Source organism: Streptomyces sp. NPDC002754 (genome assembly GCF_053592315.1).
Window position 1 is genome coordinate 36,281 of the sequence record NZ_JBSFVM010000002.1, and the last position, 17,746, is coordinate 54,026.

General features: G+C 71.4%; 17 protein-coding genes. 10 read left to right on the forward strand and 7 right to left on the reverse strand.

Annotated elements, in window-relative coordinates; translation table 11 throughout:
- Positions 1 to 135: 135 nt before the first annotated feature.
- Genes paaE through paaA form a run of 5 tightly spaced genes read right to left on the reverse strand, consistent with a single transcriptional unit; the run spans position 136 to position 3,974 of the window.
- Positions 136 to 1,266, reverse strand: coding sequence for a 1,2-phenylacetyl-CoA epoxidase subunit PaaE (paaE, locus tag ACWD2L_RS07515; protein WP_351337286.1), 1,131 nt, complete (start codon positions 1,264 to 1,266; stop codon positions 136 to 138).
- Positions 1,266 to 1,844, reverse strand: a complete 579-nt coding sequence (gene paaD, locus ACWD2L_RS07520; protein WP_351337284.1) for a 1,2-phenylacetyl-CoA epoxidase subunit PaaD — start codon at positions 1,842 to 1,844, stop codon at positions 1,266 to 1,268. Before paaD ends, paaE begins: the two co-directional genes overlap by 1 nt.
- Positions 1,838 to 2,605 carry a 1,2-phenylacetyl-CoA epoxidase subunit PaaC gene (gene paaC / locus ACWD2L_RS07525; protein ID WP_451187790.1) on the reverse strand — a complete coding sequence of 256 codons (768 nt, stop codon included), beginning with the start codon at positions 2,603 to 2,605 and terminating at the stop codon, positions 1,838 to 1,840. The genes paaD and paaC overlap by 7 nt, the downstream gene beginning before the upstream one ends.
- Positions 2,602 to 2,955, reverse strand: coding sequence for a 1,2-phenylacetyl-CoA epoxidase subunit PaaB (paaB, locus tag ACWD2L_RS07530; RefSeq protein WP_351337281.1), 354 nt, complete (start codon positions 2,953 to 2,955; stop codon positions 2,602 to 2,604). Before paaB ends, paaC begins: the two co-directional genes overlap by 4 nt.
- Positions 2,952 to 3,974 (reverse strand): 1,2-phenylacetyl-CoA epoxidase subunit PaaA, encoded by a 1,023-nt coding sequence (gene paaA / locus ACWD2L_RS07535; protein WP_351337278.1) that lies wholly within the window; start codon positions 3,972 to 3,974, stop codon positions 2,952 to 2,954. The genes paaB and paaA overlap by 4 nt, the downstream gene beginning before the upstream one ends.
- A 397-nt stretch (positions 3,975 to 4,371) precedes the next feature.
- Here paaA and ACWD2L_RS07540 point away from each other — a divergent pair, with 397 nt between their 5' ends.
- From ACWD2L_RS07540 to ACWD2L_RS07550, 3 genes are read left to right on the forward strand one after another with little or no spacing between them, the layout of a single operon-like run.
- On the forward strand, positions 4,372 to 5,067 hold the full coding sequence (locus ACWD2L_RS07540; protein ID WP_451187794.1) for a DUF5819 family protein: 696 nt from the start codon (positions 4,372 to 4,374) through the stop codon (positions 5,065 to 5,067).
- Positions 5,064 to 6,305 carry an HTTM domain-containing protein gene (locus ACWD2L_RS07545; protein ID WP_451187796.1) on the forward strand — a complete coding sequence of 414 codons (1,242 nt, stop codon included), beginning with the start codon at positions 5,064 to 5,066 and terminating at the stop codon, positions 6,303 to 6,305. The genes ACWD2L_RS07540 and ACWD2L_RS07545 overlap by 4 nt, the downstream gene beginning before the upstream one ends.
- Positions 6,306 to 6,351: 46 nt before the next feature.
- Positions 6,352 to 7,149, forward strand: a complete 798-nt coding sequence (locus tag ACWD2L_RS07550; protein WP_351337364.1) for a TrmH family RNA methyltransferase — start codon at positions 6,352 to 6,354, stop codon at positions 7,147 to 7,149.
- Here ACWD2L_RS07550 and paaN read toward each other — a convergent pair.
- Positions 7,146 to 8,858, reverse strand: coding sequence for a phenylacetic acid degradation protein PaaN (paaN, locus tag ACWD2L_RS07555; protein ID WP_351337272.1), 1,713 nt, complete (start codon positions 8,856 to 8,858; stop codon positions 7,146 to 7,148). The two genes, ACWD2L_RS07550 and paaN, sit on opposite strands and share 4 nt — an antisense overlap.
- Positions 8,859 to 9,073: 215 nt before the next feature.
- Here paaN and ACWD2L_RS07560 point away from each other — a divergent pair, with 215 nt between their 5' ends.
- Positions 9,074 to 9,682: a TetR/AcrR family transcriptional regulator gene (locus ACWD2L_RS07560; RefSeq protein ID WP_351337269.1), complete on the forward strand. Its 609-nt coding sequence runs from the start codon at positions 9,074 to 9,076 to the stop codon at positions 9,680 to 9,682.
- 24 nt (positions 9,683 to 9,706) lie between these two features.
- Here the strand turns inward: ACWD2L_RS07560 and ACWD2L_RS07565 are convergent, their stop codons facing one another.
- Positions 9,707 to 10,216, reverse strand: coding sequence for an Lrp/AsnC family transcriptional regulator (locus ACWD2L_RS07565; RefSeq protein ID WP_351337266.1), 510 nt, complete (start codon positions 10,214 to 10,216; stop codon positions 9,707 to 9,709).
- 172 nt (positions 10,217 to 10,388) lie between these two features.
- On the opposite strand from ACWD2L_RS07565, the gene pdhA reads away from it, so the two are divergent.
- From pdhA to ACWD2L_RS07595, 6 genes are all read left to right on the forward strand, one after another.
- Positions 10,389 to 11,528: a pyruvate dehydrogenase (acetyl-transferring) E1 component subunit alpha gene (pdhA, locus tag ACWD2L_RS07570; RefSeq protein ID WP_351337265.1), complete on the forward strand. Its 1,140-nt coding sequence runs from the start codon at positions 10,389 to 10,391 to the stop codon at positions 11,526 to 11,528.
- Entirely contained in the window at positions 11,525 to 12,535 is a 1,011-nt protein-coding gene (locus ACWD2L_RS07575; protein ID WP_351337262.1) for an alpha-ketoacid dehydrogenase subunit beta, read from the forward strand. The genes pdhA and ACWD2L_RS07575 overlap by 4 nt, the downstream gene beginning before the upstream one ends.
- A gap of 14 nt (positions 12,536 to 12,549) precedes the next feature.
- Complete coding sequence (locus tag ACWD2L_RS07580) at positions 12,550 to 13,902, forward strand: dihydrolipoamide acetyltransferase family protein (protein ID WP_351337259.1); 1,353 nt, start codon at positions 12,550 to 12,552, stop codon at positions 13,900 to 13,902.
- A gap of 81 nt (positions 13,903 to 13,983) precedes the next feature.
- The gene (locus ACWD2L_RS07585; RefSeq protein WP_351337256.1) at positions 13,984 to 14,913 is read left to right on the forward strand and encodes a DUF6457 domain-containing protein; all 930 of its coding nucleotides are present in this window, start codon (positions 13,984 to 13,986) and stop codon (positions 14,911 to 14,913) included.
- Positions 14,910 to 16,445, forward strand: a complete 1,536-nt coding sequence (locus ACWD2L_RS07590) for a molybdopterin molybdotransferase MoeA (RefSeq protein WP_351337253.1) — start codon at positions 14,910 to 14,912, stop codon at positions 16,443 to 16,445. Before ACWD2L_RS07585 ends, ACWD2L_RS07590 begins: the two co-directional genes overlap by 4 nt.
- On the forward strand, positions 16,442 to 17,539 hold the full coding sequence (locus tag ACWD2L_RS07595) for a potassium channel family protein (protein WP_351337252.1): 1,098 nt from the start codon (positions 16,442 to 16,444) through the stop codon (positions 17,537 to 17,539). Before ACWD2L_RS07590 ends, ACWD2L_RS07595 begins: the two co-directional genes overlap by 4 nt.
- The last annotated feature ends 207 nt before the right edge of the window (positions 17,540 to 17,746 follow it).

A 17,746-nucleotide genomic window follows, 5' to 3' on the forward strand; every position in this document is an offset into this window, starting at 1 on the left:
CGGTCCTGCCGGTCCTGTCATTCCTACCGGTCCTGCCGTACCGCGTCCGTGATCTGACGGGGCGTCAAGATAGAACAGGTTCTACGAGAAGGGAACAGCGAACAGCAGGCCCTGCGCGTTCGGAGGCTCAGCGGCTCAGCGGTCGAAGTCGAGTTCCACCTTCTCCGTGGTCGGATGCGACTGGCAGGCCAGCACGTAACCCGCTTCGGTCTCCTCCGCCTCCAGCGCGAAGTTCCGGTCCATGCGGACCTCCCCCGAGACCAGGAAGGCGCGGCAGGTCCCGCACACGCCTCCCTTGCAGGCGTACGGCGCGTCCGGTCGGTTGCGCAGCACGGCCTCCAGGAGGGACTCGCCGTCCTGGACGGACCAGCTGCCCGAACGTCCGTCGAGCTGCGCGGTCACCGTGCTGTGCGCGGGCGCGAATGCCGGCGCCGGTGCGGCCTGCCGGTCCCGGGCCGGCCCCTCGTCGACGTGGAATATCTCCTCGTGGACGCGCTCGCGCCGTACGCAGAGTGTGCGCAGCGCCCGCTCGGCGCCCTGCACGAGCCCGTACGGTCCGCACAGGTACCAGCCCGCCACCCGCTCCACCGGCAGCAGTGCGGGCAGCAGCTCGGTGAGCCGCTCCTGGTCGAGCCGACCGGACGCCAGGCCCGCCTGCTGATCCTCCCGGGAGAGCACGGTGACCAGCTGGAACCGGTCCGGGTACCGATCCTTCAGGTCGGCGACCTCCTCCAGGAACATCGTCGACGCGGTGCTGCGGTCGCTGCGTATCAGGCAGAACCGCGCGTGCGGTGCCCGGTCCAGGAGGGTGCCGGCGATGGACAGGACCGGGGTGATGCCGCTGCCGCCGACCACCGCGACGTAGTGGCCGGTGGTGGCTGCGGGCGCGGAGCCGGTGTCGGCTGCGGTGGGGCTCGGGTCGAGGGTGAAGCGGCCGGCCGGGGTCATCGCCTCCAGCTCGTCACCGACGGCGATCTCCTTGTGTGCGTACGTGGAGAAGGCGCCGTCGTCGACCAGGCGCACGCCGACCCGGAGGCTGCTCGGTCCCTCGTCCGCCGGGGCGGTCGAGCAGATCGAGTACGTGCGCCGGATCTCCGCTCCGTCCACGGTGCGGCGCAGGGCGAGGTGCTGCCCCGGAGTGAAGCGGTACGCCTCGCGCAGCGGGGGCGGTACGGCGAGGGTCAGTGCCACGGAGTCGTCGGTGAGTCGGTCCACCGCCGCGACGCGGAGCCGGTGGAATCGGGCCCGTCCCCATTCGTGCGCCATCACAACTCCTTGAAGTGGTCGAAGGGTTCGCGGCAGGACAGGCAGCGGCGCAGCGCCTTGCAGGCGGTGGAGGAGAACCGGCTCAGCAGTTCGGTGTCCGTCGACCCGCAGTGCGGGCAGGCGATGGGCTCCGCGGTGGCCGGGGCGGCGGCGTGCCGGGTGGGGCCGAGGGAGAGCGTGACCGGGTCCGCCGGTGCGCGGGTGGTGCGCGGCGGCGCTATGCCGAACTCCCGCAGCTTGCGGCGGCCTTCAGGAGTGATGTCGTCCGTCGACCAGGCCGGGGTGAGTACCGGGCGGACGGTGACCTCGGGGATCCCGTGCTCGTGCAGCACCCGCTCGATGTCCGCCGACATCGTCTCGATCGCGGGACAGCCGGTGTACGTGGGACTCAGCTCGACCTCCACGCGGCCGGGCCCGTGCAGGTGCACAGCGCGCAGCACGCCCAGCTCCTCCAGGTTCAGGACGGGCAGCTCGGGGTCGGGCACGGAACCGGCCAACCCGCGCAGTTCGGCTTCGAGCGGGGTCTCCTGCTGGTCCCCGGCTCGCGGGCCCTGGTAGGTGTGCGCCGTGGTCACCATGACGCCCCCGGGTGGCTGCGGTGCAGATGCTGCATCTCGGCGAGCATCCTGCCGAAGGACTCGGTGTGCACGCCCTGCCGGCCGGCCCCGGCGCTCCAGGCGCCGAGCTGCGGGCCCTCGGGCACGGTCAGCGTCGCCTCCCGCAGCGTGCCGGCGATGGTCGAGGTCCAACTGGCCTGCAATATCTGCGGGTTGAACCCCAGGCCGGGAACCGGCTGGAACAGCTCGCCGGTGTACCGCCACAACGCGTCGACCGCGTGCTGCGTCCGTGTGTGGCTCTCCTCCGTGCCGTCCCCGAGGCGCAGCGTCCACTGCCGGGCGTGGTCCTGGTGGTAGGCGACCTCCTTGACCGCCTTGGCGGCCAGTGGAGCGAACTCGGAGTCTGTCTCGGCCAGTTGGGCGTACAGGAGCTGCTGGTAGGTCGAGAAGTAGAGCTGCCGGATGATGGTGTGGGCGAAGTCCCCGTTCGGCTGCTCGACCAGTTGCGCGTTGCGGAAGGCGCGCTCCTCGCGCAGGTACGCCAGCTCGTCCTCGTCGCCCACCAGGCTCAGTAGGACGCGGGCCTGGCCGAGCAGGTCGAGCGCGATGTTCGCGAGGGCCAGCTCCTCTTCGAGGACCGGTGCGTGGCCCGCCCACTCCCCCAGACGGTGCGAGAGCACCAGAGCGTCGTCACCGAGGGCCACGGCGGCGGATGCGGTGTCGGCCGTGCCGTGCGTGCGGGGCCGCGTCGTATCAGGCTGCGTCGTCCCAGGGCGCGTCACAGGTGCTTCACCCCTTCCGGGATCTCGTAGAACGTCGGGTGCCGGTAGGGCTTGTCGGCGGCGGGCTCGAAGAACGGGTCCTTCTCGTCCGGCGAGGAGGCGGTGATCGCCGCGGACGGCACGACCCACAGGGAGACGCCCTCGCCGCGACGGGTGTAGAGGTCGCGCGCGTTGCGCAGTGCCAGCTCCGCGTCCGGGGCGTGCAGGCTGCCGGCGTGCGTGTGGGAGAGGCCGCGGCGGGAGCGCACGAAGACCTCCCACAGGGGCCAGTCCGCGGTGCCGGAGGAATCGGCGCCGGGGGAGCCGGTGCCGGTACCGGTATCGGAGGCGCTGCTCGGGGTGTCGCTCATGCCGCCCTGCCTTCTCGCGTCGCCCCGGAAGCCGCCGGGGAGTGCTTGGCCGCGTGGGCCGCGGCGGCCTCGCGCACCCACGCGCCCTCGTCGTGGGCACGCTTGCGCTGGGTGATGCGCTGTTCGTTGCACGGCCCGTCGCCCTTGAGGACTGCCTTGAACTCCGACCAGTCGATGGCGCCGAAATCGTGCTGCCCCCGCTCCTCGTTCCACCTCAGCTCCGGGTCGGGGAGTGTGAGTCCGAGGGACTCGGCCTGGGGGACACAGATGTCCACGAAGCGCTGGCGCAGCTCGTCGTTCGAGTGCCGCTTGATCTTCCACTCCATGGACTGCGCGGAGTGCGCGGACTCGTCGTCGGGCGGCCCGAACATCATCAGGGACGGCCACCACCAGCGGTCCACGGCGTCCTGGGCCATCGCGTGCTGGGCCTCGGTGCCGCGGCTGAGCGCGAGCAGCAGCTCGTATCCCTGGCGCTGGTGGAAGGACTCCTCCTTGCAGACCCGCACCATCGCCCGCGCGTAAGGACCGTAAGAGCAGCGGCACAGCGGCACCTGGTTGGTGATCGCCGCGCCGTCCACGAGCCAGCCGATCGCTCCGACGTCGGCCCAGGTCAGCGTCGGGTAATTGAAGATCGAGGAGTATTTCTGGCGACCGCTGTGCAGCTTGTCGAGCAGCTCGTCGCGGCCCGTGCCGAGCGTTTCCGCCGCGCTGTAGAGGTAGAGGCCGTGCCCCGCCTCGTCCTGGACCTTCGCCATCAGGATCGCCTTGCGGCGCAGCGAGGGGGCGCGCGTGATCCAGTTCGCCTCCGGCTGCATGCCGATGATCTCGGAGTGGGCGTGCTGGGCGATCTGGCGCACGAGCGTCGCACGGTAGGCGTCGGGCATCCAGTCGCGGGGCTCGATGCGCTCGTCCGCTGCCACCGCCGCGTCGAACACGGCCTGGAACGCGGCGTCGGCCGACTCGGCGGCGCCGTCCGCCCCTGCTTCGGCTGTGCGGTGCTGCGGGGTTGCTGTCGCCATGCCCGGTCCCCCTCGACCTTGGTTGCCCGACCTCGGACCGGGGGCCTCACCAGCTCCCGACCGATCGTTCGGTTCGTCGGATTCAATGGTGGGTCTCGGCGCCGTAAGGTGTCAACCCTGTGCGGGCGGCCTGTGGATAACCTCGGACGACTGTGCCGTGCGGGCGCTCCCCAGTACGGTTCGCTCGGCGGATGGGTCGGGGACCGCCAGACCGGATCGGGATCGGGGAGCACCGATGGAGACAGAAGCAGGCGCCGCGGACGAGGGCGCCCGGCTCACGACGGAGCCATCGGCTCCGCCGGGACCCCGCCTGCCCGAGCCGTCGGGACCCTCGTCACCGGGATCGTCAGAGCCGTCAGAGCCGTCAGGACCGGAGTCGGGCGAGGGGCGGTCCGAGGTGCCCGAGCGACGTGGGATCGCGGCGCTCTCCCCCGGTTATCAGCTGACCGCCGTTCTCGCGCTCATCGGTGTCGCGCTCTTCACCTGCGTCCACATCCTGATGGTGTTCCTGCACGTCGCGCCGTCGAACACGATCAGCAAGCAGCACGGTGCGCTCGTCGGCGCGTGGGTCTACCCGGAGTTCGAGCAGAACTGGAAGCTGTTCGCGCCCAACCCGCTGCAGCAGAACATCGCGGTGCAGGCCCGCGCCGAGCTGCGCACGACCGACGGCGAGCTGCGCGCGACCCGCTGGTACGGCCTGTCCGCGCAGGACGGCGCCGCCATCGACGGGAACCTGCTGCCCAGCCACACCCAGCAGAACGAGCTGCGCCGCGCCTGGGACGTCTACACGGGCACCCACGACGCGCAGAACCGGCCGAATGGTCTGCGCGGCACCCTGTCCGAGCAGTACCTCCGCCGCATCCTCGTGCTGCGCCTCGACCGGCTCGGGGCCGCGGGCAAGGGCGAGCAGATCGAGCGCGTGCAGATCCGCTCGATGACGACCGCGGTCGAGTCCCCGAAGTGGAGTGACGAGAAGGTGGACCAGAAACCGGCGTACCGGGTGGTGCCGTGGTGGACGGTCACCTCGAGCGACGCACCGCTCGACAGCGGCACGCGCGTGCGCCTGCAGGCCCCGGCGGGTGGTGACCGATGAGCGACACGCGCCCCATGAGCGACATGCGCCCCATGGACAGCACGGGTCCCATGAGCCGAGCGCAGCAGCGGCTGAGCGACGGTCTCCAGAAGATCACCGGGGCCGCGCTCGGCCCCTATCAGAGCGCCGTGATCCGCATCGGGTTCTCCGCGACCTGGCTGCTCTTCCTGCTGCGCGAGTTCCCGCACCGGCAGGAGATGTACGGCCCCGACGGGCCGTGGAGCTGGGGCATGGCGCAACAGCTCACCGAGGACAACCACGCGTTCACCGCGCTCATGTGGTCCGACGGGCAGGCCTGGTTCGAACTGGTCTACATAGTGGCCGTGGTGTCGTCAGCGCTCCTGATGGTGGGCTGGCGCACCCGCACCATGTCGGTCATCTTCATGATCGGTGTGCTGTCCCTGCAGAACCGCAGCGTCTTCATGGGGGACGGCGGCGACAACGTCATCCACCTCATGTCGATCTACCTCGTCTTCACGCGGTGCGGGCAGGTCTGGTCGCTGGACGCCCGCCGGGCGCGTCGCGGGGCCGAGGACCGGTTCGGCATCGTGCTGTGGTGGGTCATGGGGCTGCTGCTCGCCGCGATGACGTTCACCGGGAAGGTCGGCGGCGGCTGGCTGCTGTTCTTCTGGGGAATGTGGGCGGCCCAAGCGGTGTGGTGGTCCGTGAACCGCCGTGATCCGCAGGGCGATTCCCGACTCCTGTGCGACGTCGTCACCAACCTCATGCACAACGCCGGGCTGCTCGTGGTGATGGTCGAGGCGTGTCTGATCTACGCGACGGCGGGCTGGTACAAGATCCAGGGCAGCCGATGGCAGGACGGCACCGCGGTCTACTACCCGCTCCACCTGGACTACTTCTCGCCGTGGCCCGCCCTGGGCGACCTGCTGACCACGTATGGCCCGATGGTGCTGCTCGTGACCTACGGGACCGTGGTCGTCCAGGTCGCCTTTCCGTTCACCGTCTTCAACCGGCGCCTCAAGAATGTCCTGTTGGTGTTCATGATGCTGGAGCACGCGGTCATCGCCGTCGTGCTCGGGCTGCCGTTCTTCTCGCTCGCGATGATCGCCGCGGACGCGGTGTTCCTGCCGACGTCCTTCTTGGTGCGCGTCGGCGGCTGGGCGGCACGCACGCGTGGTCGCGTTTTCTCCTCTACGAAGGCGGAGGTCGAGCCCGACCGTCTCGCGGAGGCCGACGGCGAACCGGTGCCGGCGGAGCAGGCGGCCGTGCGCACGTAGGCTTCCTGCCGTGAACGGGACGAGTACGGCGGACGGCGCGGGCGGCATGCGGGACGAGCGGCCGGAGCGCCCACAGAGCGCGGGGAACGGGGCCGCCGAGGACGCCGTGCGTGCCTGGCGGCGGCTCGCGGACTCCGCGGTGCTGCTCGATGGATTCCACGCCCTCAAGCACGCCGTACGCTTCGGCGCCGACGTCCCGGTGGCGCTCGCCGTCGACCCGGCCGGTGCGCTCGCCCTGGCCGACGAGCTCGCCCCCGATGTCGCGGGGGACCTGGAGCGGCTCCTCGTGGAGGTTCCGGAGGAGGTGCTGCGTGGGCTCGTACCGCGGCTGCACCCCACCGGAGTCGCCGCGCTCGCCGGGCGCCCCGCGCGGGCCGACAACCTCGCCGCGCTTGGGCGGCCAGCACGCACCAGCCCCGTCGTCGTGCTCGACAACCCGCGCAACCTCGGCAACGCGGGCGCCGTGATCCGTCTCGCCGCCGGCTACGGCGCCACCGGTGTCGTCACCACGGGTGACCTCGACCCCTGGCACCCCACTGTCGTACGGGGCGGGGCAGGGCTGCACTTCGCGACCGCCGTCGAGCGGCTCGACGTCGACGAACTGCCGAGCGGGCCGCTGTACGCGCTCGACCCCGAGGGCGCGGACATCCGCGGCCTGAAGCTGCCCGACGACGCCCTGCTGGCCTTCGGGTCCGAGCGCAGCGGCCTCTCCGCCGAACTACGCGCGCGTGCCGACCAGTTGGTGTCGCTGCCGATGCGGCCGCAGGTATCCAGCTACAACCTGGCCACCAGCGTCGGCATGACGCTCTTCCACTGGAGCGCACACAGCACCCAGGCCCCCTAGGCGGCCGCGCGCCGTACCTCCACCACCCGGAAGCGGTTCGCCACGAAGGCGCCGTCGCACAGGGCCGCGTTCGCTGCGGGGTTGCCGCCCGAGCCGTGGAAGTCGGAGAACGCCGCCGTCTGGTTCACGTACACCCCGCCCGTCAGGTTGAGCGAGAGCTGCGCGCACTCCTCCAGACAGACGTCCTCGACGGCGCGGGCCACCTCTTTGGAGGTGGTGTAAGCGCCGACCGTCATGGCGCCCTTCTCGCGCACCGTGTGGCGCAGGAGGTCCACCGCGTCACCGGTCGAGTCGACGGAGACCGCGAAGGAGACCGGGCCGAAGCACTCGCTCATGTAGGCGCCTTCCGCGTCCGCCCCGTCCCAGTATTTCCGCGCTCCGTCCAGCTTCACGATCACCGGCGTACGGACCACGGCGTCGGGGAAGTCCGGGTTGCTGATCTCCCGTGATGGCAGGGCGACTTCGCCGATGCCGGGGGCGGCGTCGAGCCGGGCCTTCACGTCCGGGTTGACCAGCGCGCCCAGCAGTCCGTTCGCCCGGGCGTCGTCGCCGAGCAGGCCACCGACCGACTTCGCGAGGTCGGCCACCACCTCGTCGTACGCCTTCGGGCCCTCGTCCGTGGTGATGCCCGCGCGCGGCACCAGGAGGTTCTGCGGCGTGGTGCACATCTGGCCGCTGTACAGGGACAGCGAGAACGCCAGGTTCGCCAGCATGCCCTTGTAGTCGTCGGTCGAGTCGATCACGACCGTGTTGACGCCTGCCTTCTCCGTGTAGACCTGAGCCTGCCGGGCGTTCGTCTCCAGCCAGTCACCGAAGGCCGTGGACCCCGTGTAGTCGATGATCTTGATTTCGGGGCGTACGGCCAGGGCCTTGGCGATGCCCTCTCCGGGCCGCTCGGCAGCGAGCGCCACCAGGTTCGGGTCGAAGCCCGCCTCGGAGAGGACCTCGCGGGCCACCTGCACGGTGAGCGCGAGGGGCAGCACCGCGCGCGGGTGCGGCTTCACCAGGACCGGGTTGCCGGTGGCCAGGGAGGCGAACAGGCCCGGATACCCGTTCCACGTAGGGAACGTGTTGCAGCCGACCAGCAGGGAGACGCCGCGCGCCACCGGGGTGAACTCCTTGGCCAGGACCAGGGGATCGCGCTTGCCCTGGGGCTTGGACCACTCCGCGGTGTCCGGGGTCCGCACCTGCTCCGCGTACGCGTACGCCACCGCCTCCAGGCCGCGGTCCTGCGCGTGCGGTCCGCCAGCCTGGAACGCCATCATGAAGGCCTGGCCGCTGGTGTGCATGACCGCGTGCGCGAACTCGTGCGTCCGCGCGCTGATCCGGGCCAGGATCTCCAGACATGTCACCGCGCGCACCTCGGCGCCCGCCTCGCGCCACGCGCGCATGCCCGCGCGCATGGCCGGAAGCAGCACGTCGATGTCGGCGTGCGGGTACGTCACGCCCAACTCGATCCCGTACGGCGACACTTCACCGCCCACGAATTCGTCCGTGCCGGGCTGTCCGAGGTCGAGTCGGGTGCCGAGCAGGGCGTCGAAGGCGGCCTTGCCCTCGGGCATGCTCAGGCTCCCGTTCTCCCCATACGCCTTGGGGTGCTCCGGGTGCGGGGACCAGTACGCGCGCGTACGGATCGTCACCAGCGTCTGGTCGAGCGTCGGCCGGTGCTTGGCGATCAGGTCGTGCGCGGTGAGTTCGGCGGCGGCCATGGGGGACCAACTCCTCCTGGGCTGGGCAGGGGCGAGCCAACAGAGTTAGAGTAACCGAACGATCGGTCGGGACAAGGGGGTGCGGAAAAGCTGTGGAAAACCGTCCGGATACGCACCCGATGAGCCCCCGAGCCCCGGGGCTGCGCCGCGTACGGGAGGATCACGTGCATGACAGCACTTGACCGTCTCGTCGAGAAGAAGCGAGAGGGCTCCGCATGACCACCGCACGACGGGACACGGGTGCGCGCCGCGACACCTACACGCCCGACAGCCTGCTCGCGGTCGCGGTCACCGTCTTCAACGAGCGCGGCTACGACGGCACATCCATGGAGCACCTGTCCAAGGCGGCCGGCATCTCCAAGTCGTCGATCTACCACCATGTGACGGGCAAGGAGGAGCTGCTGCGCCGCGCCGTGAGCCGCGCGCTCGACGGCCTCTTCGCGATCCTCGACGAGCAACCCGCGCGCGCGGGGCACGCGATCGAGCGCCTGGAGTACGTCACACGGCGCATGGTCGAGGTGCTCACCGGTGAACTGCCCTACGTGACCCTTCTGTTGAGGGTGCGTGGCAACACCGACACCGAGCGGTGGGCCATGGAGCGGCGCAGGGAGTTCGACCACCAGGTCGCCCAGCTGCTCAGGGCGGCCGCGGCCGACGGGGAGGTACGCGGTGACATCGAGGTGCGGCTCGCCACGCGGCTCGTCTTCGGGATGATCAACTCGCTGGTGGAGTGGTACCGGCCGGACGGCGGCGGGCTCGGCGACCGTGAAGTGGCGGACGCCGTGGTCGAGCTGGTCTTCCAGGGGCTGCGCAAGGCCGGCTGACCCCCTGAGAGTCCTCGGGAGCCCTCAGGAGTCGGGCGCGCTCCCTTCGAGGTCTTCCTCGTCGAAGACCAGCAGCGTGCGCGTGCTCAGCACCTCGGGGATTGACTGGAGCTTGGTGAGGACCAGGTCGCGCAGGGCCCTGTTGTCCTGCGTGTGCACCAGGATCAGGACGTCGAAATCGCCGCTGACCAGTGCGATGTGCGAGGCCTCCGGCAGCCGGCGCAGCTGCTCCCGCACGGTCCGCCAGGTGTTCTGGACGATCTTGAGCGTGATGTAGGCGGAGGCGCCCTGCCCGGCCCGCTCGTGGTTGACGCGGGCGCCGAAACCGCGGATCACGCGGTCCTCGATGAGGCGGTTGATCCGCGCGTAGGCGTTCGCCCGGGACACATGGACCTGCTCGGCGACGGAGCGTATCGACGCCCGCCCGTCCTTCAGCAGCAGCTGCAGGATGTCCCGGTCGATCGCGTCCAGCGGGCGGGCCGCGGGGTCCTGGACCGGGCTCCCGGAGCCGTCGGCCATTTGTTCAGATGCCATCCGCCCCCGCCTCCTTACCATGGACGTACTGCATTCATCTCAGGCTGTGGAGAACCGATTGTCCACAGCCTGGAGGTGCCTGTAGCCAAAATGTGCCGTCGACCGAACAATCGGTAGGTGAGGCGCATCACACGACGCGCCGTCCGAGCCGCTCCCCCGAGGAGGTGCCGTCATGACGGTCATGGACCAGCGGGACACGCGCGGCAGGCCTGTGCCGCCGCCCGCCTGGCAGCCCCGCACGGACCCCGCGCCGCTGCTGCCCGACGCCGAGCCCCACCGGGTCCTGGGCACCGACGCCGCCGCCCGCGTCGACCCCGAGCTGCTGCGCCGCCTGTACACGGAGGTGGTGCGCGGCCGCAGGTACAACGTGCAGGCGACCGCGCTGACCAAGCAGGGCCGCCTCGCCGTGTACCCCTCGACGGTCGGCCAGGAGGCCGCCGAGGTCGCCGCGGCGCTGGTCCTCGAGGAGCGGGACTGGCTCTTTCCCAGCTACCGCGACACCCTCGCCGCCGTCGCCCGCGGCCTCGACCCCGTACAGGCCCTGACCCTGTTGCGGGGCGACTGGCACACCGGATACGACCCGCGCGAGCACCACATCGCGCCGCTCTGCACCCCGCTCGCGACGCAGCTCCCGCACGCCGTGGGCCTCGCACATGCCGCGCAACTCAAGGGCGACGATGTGGTGGCGCTCGCCATGGTCGGCGACGGCGGCACCAGTGAGGGCGACTTCCACGAGGCGCTGAACTTCGCCGCCGTGTGGCAGGCGCCGGTCGTCTTCCTCGTGCAGAACAACGGGTTCGCCATCTCCGTGCCGCTGGCCAAGCAGACCGCGGCGCCGTCCCTGGCCCACAAGGCCGTCGGGTACGGGATGCCGGGCCGCCTGGTCGACGGGAACGACGCGGCGGCTCTGCACGAGGTGCTGACCGACGCCGTCACCCGCGCGCGTGAGGGCGGTGGTCCGACGCTGGTCGAGGCCGTCACGTACCGGATGGACGCGCACACGAACGCCGACGACGCGACCCGCTACCGCAGCGACGCCGAGGTCGAGATGTGGCGCGCGCACGACCCGATCCTGCTCCTGGAGCGGGAGTTGACCGGCCGCGGCCTCATCGACGAGGCCGGTGTCCAGGCCGTGCGCGACGGCGCGGAGGAACAGGCGGCCGAGCTGCGCGCGCGGATGAACCAGGACCCCGCCCTCGACCCGATGGACCTGTTCGGTGACGTGTACGCCGAGCAGACCCCCCAACTGAGTGAGCAGGCGGCGCTGTTGCGGGCCGAGCTGGACGCCGAGGCGGAAGGGGAGCAGGCATGACCACTGTGGCCAGGCCGCCCAGAACCAAGCCCGCCACCATGGCGCAGGCCCTCGGGCGCGCGCTGCGCGACTCCATGGCCGAGGACCCGGCCGTGCACGTCATGGGCGAGGACGTGGGCACCCTGGGCGGCGTCTTCCGGATCACCGACGGGCTCGCGAAGGAGTTCGGCGAGGACCGCTGCACGGACACGCCGCTCGCCGAGGCGGGCATCCTCGGCGCCGCCGTGGGCATGGCGATGTACGGCTTGCGCCCGGTCGTGGAGATGCAGTTCGACGCGTTCGCGTACCCCGCCTTCGAGCAACTGATCTCGCACGTCGCGCGGATGCGCAACCGGACGCGCGGCGCCATGCCGCTGCCCATCACCGTGCGGGTGCCGTACGGCGGCGGGATCGGCGGTGTGGAGCACCACAGTGACTCCTCCGAGGCGTACTACATGGCGACGCCGGGCCTGACCGTCGTCACGCCGGCCACGGTCGCGGACGCGTACGGGCTGCTGCGGCAGTCCATCGCCTCCGACGACCCGGTCGTCTTCCTGGAACCCAAGCGCCTTTATTGGGCGAGGGATTCGTGGAACCCCGAGGCGCCGGAAGACGTTCTTCCGATAGGTACGGCAGTGGTTCGCCGCCCCGGCACCAGTGCCACGCTGATCACGTACGGCCCGTCCGTCCCCGTCTGTCTGGAGGCGGCCGAGGCGGCTCGAGGGGAGGGGTGGGATCTTGAAGTGGTCGACCTGCGCTCGCTGGTCCCGTTCGACGACGCGACGGTCACCGAGTCCGTCCGGCGCACGGGACGCGCGATCGTCGTGCACGAGTCGGGCGGCTTCGGCGGGCCCGGCGGGGAGATCGCCGCGCGCGTGACCGAGCGTTGCTTCCACCATTTGGAGGCGCCGGTGCTGCGGGTGGCCGGTTTCGACATTCCGTATCCGCCGCCCATGCTGGAGCGGCACCATCTGCCCGGAGTGGACCGGGTACTGGACGCGGTGGCCCGGCTGCAATGGGATCAGTGAGGGAGGGTGGGGTAATGGCGCAGGTGCTCGAGTTCAAGCTGCCCGACCTCGGGGAGGGACTCACCGAGGCGGAGATCGTGCAGTGGCTGGTGGGAGTCGGTGACGTCGTCGCCGTCGACCAGCCCGTCGTCGAGGTGGAGACCGCCAAGGCGATGATCGAGGTGCCGTGCCCGTACGGCGGCGTGGTCACGGCCCGCTTCGGCGACGAGGGCAGCGAACTGCCGGTCGGGGCGCCGTTGTTGATGGTGGCGGTGGGCGCGCGGTCGTCTTCGGACGTGCCGCTTTCGGACGTCCCCGCGTCGGCCCCGGCCGCTGCCGCCGAGGAGCCCACGAAGACGGAGAAGGCCGAGGGCTCGGGGAACGTGCTGGTGGGGTACGGGACCGCCACCGCGCCGACCCGGCGCAGGCGGGTGCGGCCCGCGCCGCTGGACAGCGTGCCCGTCGCACCGTCACCGGAGAGTGCTCCGAGGGCCCAGGGGCCGGTCCCGGTGATCTCCCCGCTCGTCCGCAAGCTCGCCCGTGAGCGCGGCGTGGACCTCAGAGAGCTGACCGGATCCGGCCCAGACGGGCTCATCCTCAGGGGAGACGTGGAAAACGCGGCGAGCGCGGCGACCGCCGCCGCCGAGGCGACCGCCGCGCCTGGGCGCACCCCCGCCCCCACCCCCGCCGCTCCCCGGCAGGAGCACCGCACCCCTCTGCGCGGCATTCGTGGGGCCGTGGCGGACAAGATGTCCCGCAGTCGGCGCGAGATACCCGACGCGACCTGCTGGGTGGACGCCGACGCCACGGAACTCATGCACGCACGCGTGGCGATGAATTACGCAGGCGGGCCGAAGATCTCCGTGCTCGCGCTCCTGGCCCGCATCTGCACCGCGGCCCTGGCCCGCTACCCGGAGCTGAACGCCAAGGTCGACACCGAGCGACGCGAGCTCGTCCGGCTCGACGAGGTGCACCTCGGGTTCGCCGCGCAGACCGACCGCGGCCTGGTCGTGCCCGTCGTACGGGACGCCCACGCGCGCGGAGCCGAATCACTGAGCGCCGAGTTCGCCCGGCTCACCGACGCGGCACGGGCCGGGAAGCTGTCGCCCGCGGAACTCACCGGCGGCACCTTCACGTTGAACAACTACGGGGTGTTCGGTGTCGACGGCTCCACGCCGATCATCAACCACCCCGAGGCGGCCATGCTCGGCGTCGGCCGAATAGCCGCCAAGCCCTGGGTGCACGAAGGGGAGTTGGCGGTCCGCCAGGTCGTCCAGCTCTCGCTCACCTTCGACCACCGGGTGTGCGACGGCGGCACGGCGGGCGGCTTCCTGCGGTACGTCGCGGACTGCGTGGAACAACCGGCGGTGCTGCTGCGCACCCTGTGACCGGGCGGCCCGGTGGGCCAGATGGCAAGGATCGCCCGCCCGCCTGGTGGCAATGATCGCCCGTGAGCCCATACTCGGGGGATGAACGCGTACGACGCCATCGTCCTCGCCGGGGGCGGCGCGCGCCGGCTCGGCGGCGCGGACAAGCCCGGTGTGCGGATCGGCGGTCGCGCGCTGCTCGACCGGGTCCTGCACGCGTGCGTGGGGGCCCGCACCACCGTCGTGGTCGCCGAGCCGCGGCGCACCGCGCGCCCCGTCGTCTGGGCCCGCGAGGAGCCGCCGGGTGGGGGGCCGCTGGCCGCGCTGCGGGCGGGAGTCGCGGCAGTCGGCTCCGAGGCGGAGAGCGTTCTTGTGCTCTCCGCCGATCTGCCGTTCCTGGGGGAGCACACGGTACGAGCGCTGCTCGATGCTCTCGACAGCGACGCCCTCGACAGCGACGCCCTCGGCAGTGAGGCCGTCAGCGGCGTCGACGGCGCCCTGTTGGCCGACGGTGACGGCCGTGACCAGCCGCTTGTCGCCGCCTACCGGTACGCGGCGCTTCACCGCGTGCTCGGCGAACTCGCCGCCGAGCACGGTGACCTCAATGGACTGCCGCTGCGTCTGCTCACCCGTAACCTCAGCCTCATCCGCATCACCGACCCCGTCGCGTCGTTCGACTGCGACACCTGGGACGACATCGCCGCCGCCCGGTCACGTATCAGGGAGCATGGACGAGTGCTTGACGAATGGATCACCGCAGCCAAGAACGAACTGGGTATCGACCTGGACGTCGACACGGGCGTTCTGCTCGACCTCGCCCGGGACGCCGCGCACGGCGTCGCGCGCCCCGCGGCGCCGCTGACGACGTTCCTCGTGGGATACGCGGCGGCGCAGGCAGGGGGCGGGCCCGAAGCCGTGGCATCGGCCGCGGCGAAGGCGGCCGAGCTGGCCAACCGCTGGGCGCAAGAGGCCGAATCCGAGCCGGGTTCCGGTTCCGAGCCGGAGACCGATTCCCAGCCGGACGCGGGATGAGCGCCCACAGCGGGCGGTCCGCGCAGACCGCCCCGGTGGGCATCGACCCGATGGACGTCGACGTGGACGAGGCGATCGCCCTGGCGAACGACAACCGGCCCGCCGCCCGACGCCCGGAACCGTCCGCCCCAGAGGCCACGGGCCCCACAGCCCCCACGTCCCCCGGCCCCGGCACCTCCGCCCCGCCCACCGCCGCCTCGTCGCCCCGCCACACCTCCCGCCCCGCCGCGACCTCCTGGGCCGCTGCCCGCCGCACCGCGGCACGGGCCGAACGCGGACCCCGCGGAGCGCGAAGCGTCCCGCTCGACCAGGCGCTCGGCCTGGTCCTCGCCGCCCCGTTGACCGCCCTGACGGACCTGCCGTCCTTCGACACCTCGGCGATGGACGGCTGGGTCGTCGCAGGCCCGGGCCCCTGGGCCGTGGGCGGCGAAGGGCTGCTCGCCGGGCACGAGCCGCCCGCCCCGCTGGCCGACGGCGAGGCCGCGGCGATCGCGACCGGAGCCCGTGTCCCCTCGGACGCCACCGCCGTCATCCGCAGCGAGCACGGCCACATCGACGCGGGCGGCCAGCTGCACCCGCTGCGCGAGGTCGTCCATGGCCAGGACATCCGCCCGCGCGGCCAGGAGTGCCGCAGCGGCGAGCTGCTGCTGCCCGCGGGCGCCCTCGTCACCCCGGCCGTCCTCGGTCTTGCCGCCGCCGCGGGGTACGACACCGTGACCGTCGTCACGCGCCCGACGGTCGAAGTGCTGATCCTCGGCGATGAGTTGCTCACCTCCGGCCTCCCCCGCGAGGGCCTCATCCGGGACGCGCTCGGCCCGATGCTCCCGCACTGGCTGCGCGCGCTCGGCGTCGAGGTGACCGCCGTACGCCGGCTCGGTGACGATGCGAAGGCGCTGCTCAAGGCGGTACGAGAGGCCGGTACCGACCTGGTTGTGACCACTGGCGGCACCGCGTTCGGACCCGTCGACCACGTGCACCCCACCCTGCGCGCCCTCGACGCCGAACTCCTCGTCGACGGGGTCGCCGTCCGCCCCGGCCACCCGATGCTGCTGGCCCGGCTCAAGGAGGGGCAGCACCTCGTCGGGCTCCCCGGCAACCCCCTGGCCGCCGTCTCCGGCCTGGCCACGCTCGCCGAACCGCTGCTCCGGGTGCTCTCGGGCCGGGCGCAGGACCAGACGCACAGCTCCGCGCAGCGGCAAGTCCAGGATGGGCGGCGGCAGTTGGACGTGGGCCGTACCGCGGACGCGTACACCGCCCCCCTGCACACCCCCGCTCCCGGCCACCCACACGACACCCGTCTCATCCCCATCGTGCTGCGGCAGGACGACGGCAGTGGGCACGAGTGGGCGGTGCCGCTGCACTACAACGGTCCGGCCATGCTGCGCGGTATCGCGGCCGCCGATGGGCTCGCCGTCATCCCGCCCGGCGGCGCCAAGGAGGGCCAGGAGGTGGAGATCCTCGACCTGCCGTGGTCGTGGAACCCCGGTCTGCCCGGCCTCAACCCGGCGGGAAACGAAGGGTGTTTCACGTGAAACTGGCCGGCGATGACGCCATCGCACGCCAAGAGGACGAGCGGACCGCGACCTACCGGGTGAAACTCCCTCGGCAGGTCGTCGAGCGTCCGCTCCTCCAAGTGGCTCGGCGCGTGCTGATAGCGCTCACCGTGCTCGTCGTCACCGCGCTGATCGTGTGGATCGACCGAGACGGCTACAACGACAACTCAGATGGCCATGTCGACCTGCTCGACTCGTTCTACTACGCGACCGTCACGCTCTCCACCACGGGATACGGCGACATCACGCCGGTCAGTGACGCGGCGCGGTTCACCAATATCTTCGTCATCACGCCGCTGCGTGTGCTCTTCCTGATCATCCTGGTCGGCACGACGCTCGAAGTCCTCACCGAGCGGACGCGGGAGGAATGGCGCCTGAAACGCTGGAGGTCCACCTTGCGTGACCACACTGTCGTCGTCGGCTTCGGAACCAAGGGTCGCAGCGCCGTGGAGACCGTCTGCGCGAGTGGCCTGAAGCCCGAGCAGGTGGTCGTGGTCGACCCCAGCCCCAAGGTCGTCGAGAGCGCCAACGCCCATGGATACGCGGGCGTGACGGGCGATGCCACGCGCAGTTCGGTCCTTTTGCAGGCCGAGGTGCAGCGGGCCCGGAAGATCATCATCGCGACGCAGCGAGACGATACGGCGGTCCTGGTGACGCTCACCGCACGGCAGTTGAACCGTGGGGCGAAGATCGTCGCCGCGGTCCGTGAGGAGGAGAACGCGCCGCTGCTGCGCCAGTCCGGCGCCGACGCCGTGATCACCAGTGCCAGTGCGGCGGGGCGGCTGCTCGGCCTCTCGGTGCTCAGCCCGCACGCGGGCATGGTCATGGAGGACCTCATCCAGAAGGGCTCCGGCCTCGACCTGGTCGAACGCCCGGTGACCAAGGCGGAGGTCGGGCTTCAGCCGAAGGAGACGGAGGACCTGGTCGTCAGCGTCATCCGTGGGCACCGGGTACTCGGCTACGACGATTCGGCCGTCGGCTCGCTCAAGCTGACGGACCGCCTCATCACGATCACCCGCGTCACGCCCATGACCCAACTGGCCCCGGACATGAAGCCCACCCCCCGAAACTGACCGCCTCCGCGAAGCCGATGCCCTGCGCGAGGGGGCCCGTCCGCGAGGCGGATCGCCTCCGCAAGGCCGATGCCCTCTGCGAGGGATACGCCGTCCGCGAAGCTGATCCCGTCCGCGAGATGCCCTCCGGGAGGGAGATCCTGTCCGTGTGGCTGGCCCTCTCCGCGAGGGGATCCCGTTCGCGAGGCGGATGCCCTCCGGAGGGAG

Excerpts from the sequence above, each read along its gene's own strand:
- paaE (WP_351337286.1), bottom strand. The coding sequence starts at position 1,266 with ATGGCGCACGAATGGGGACGGGCCCGATTCCACCGGCTCCGCGTCGCG.
- paaD (WP_351337284.1), bottom strand. The coding sequence starts at position 1,844 with ATGGTGACCACGGCGCACACCTACCAGGGCCCGCGAGCCGGGGACCAG.
- paaB (WP_351337281.1), bottom strand. The coding sequence starts at position 2,955 with ATGAGCGACACCCCGAGCAGCGCCTCCGATACCGGTACCGGCACCGGC.
- paaA (WP_351337278.1), bottom strand. The coding sequence starts at position 3,974 with ATGGCGACAGCAACCCCGCAGCACCGCACAGCCGAAGCAGGGGCGGAC.
- ACWD2L_RS07545 (WP_451187796.1), top strand. The coding sequence starts at position 5,064 with ATGAGCGACACGCGCCCCATGAGCGACATGCGCCCCATGGACAGCACG.
- ACWD2L_RS07550 (WP_351337364.1), top strand. The coding sequence starts at position 6,352 with ATGCGGGACGAGCGGCCGGAGCGCCCACAGAGCGCGGGGAACGGGGCC.
- paaN (WP_351337272.1), bottom strand. The coding sequence starts at position 8,858 with ATGGCCGCCGCCGAACTCACCGCGCACGACCTGATCGCCAAGCACCGG.
- ACWD2L_RS07560 (WP_351337269.1), top strand. The coding sequence starts at position 9,074 with ATGACCACCGCACGACGGGACACGGGTGCGCGCCGCGACACCTACACG.
- ACWD2L_RS07565 (WP_351337266.1), bottom strand. The coding sequence starts at position 10,216 with ATGGCATCTGAACAAATGGCCGACGGCTCCGGGAGCCCGGTCCAGGAC.
- pdhA (WP_351337265.1), top strand. The coding sequence starts at position 10,389 with ATGACGGTCATGGACCAGCGGGACACGCGCGGCAGGCCTGTGCCGCCG.
- ACWD2L_RS07575 (WP_351337262.1), top strand. The coding sequence starts at position 11,525 with ATGACCACTGTGGCCAGGCCGCCCAGAACCAAGCCCGCCACCATGGCG.
- ACWD2L_RS07580 (WP_351337259.1), top strand. The coding sequence starts at position 12,550 with ATGGCGCAGGTGCTCGAGTTCAAGCTGCCCGACCTCGGGGAGGGACTC.
- ACWD2L_RS07585 (WP_351337256.1), top strand. The coding sequence starts at position 13,984 with ATGAACGCGTACGACGCCATCGTCCTCGCCGGGGGCGGCGCGCGCCGG.
- ACWD2L_RS07590 (WP_351337253.1), top strand. The coding sequence starts at position 14,910 with ATGAGCGCCCACAGCGGGCGGTCCGCGCAGACCGCCCCGGTGGGCATC.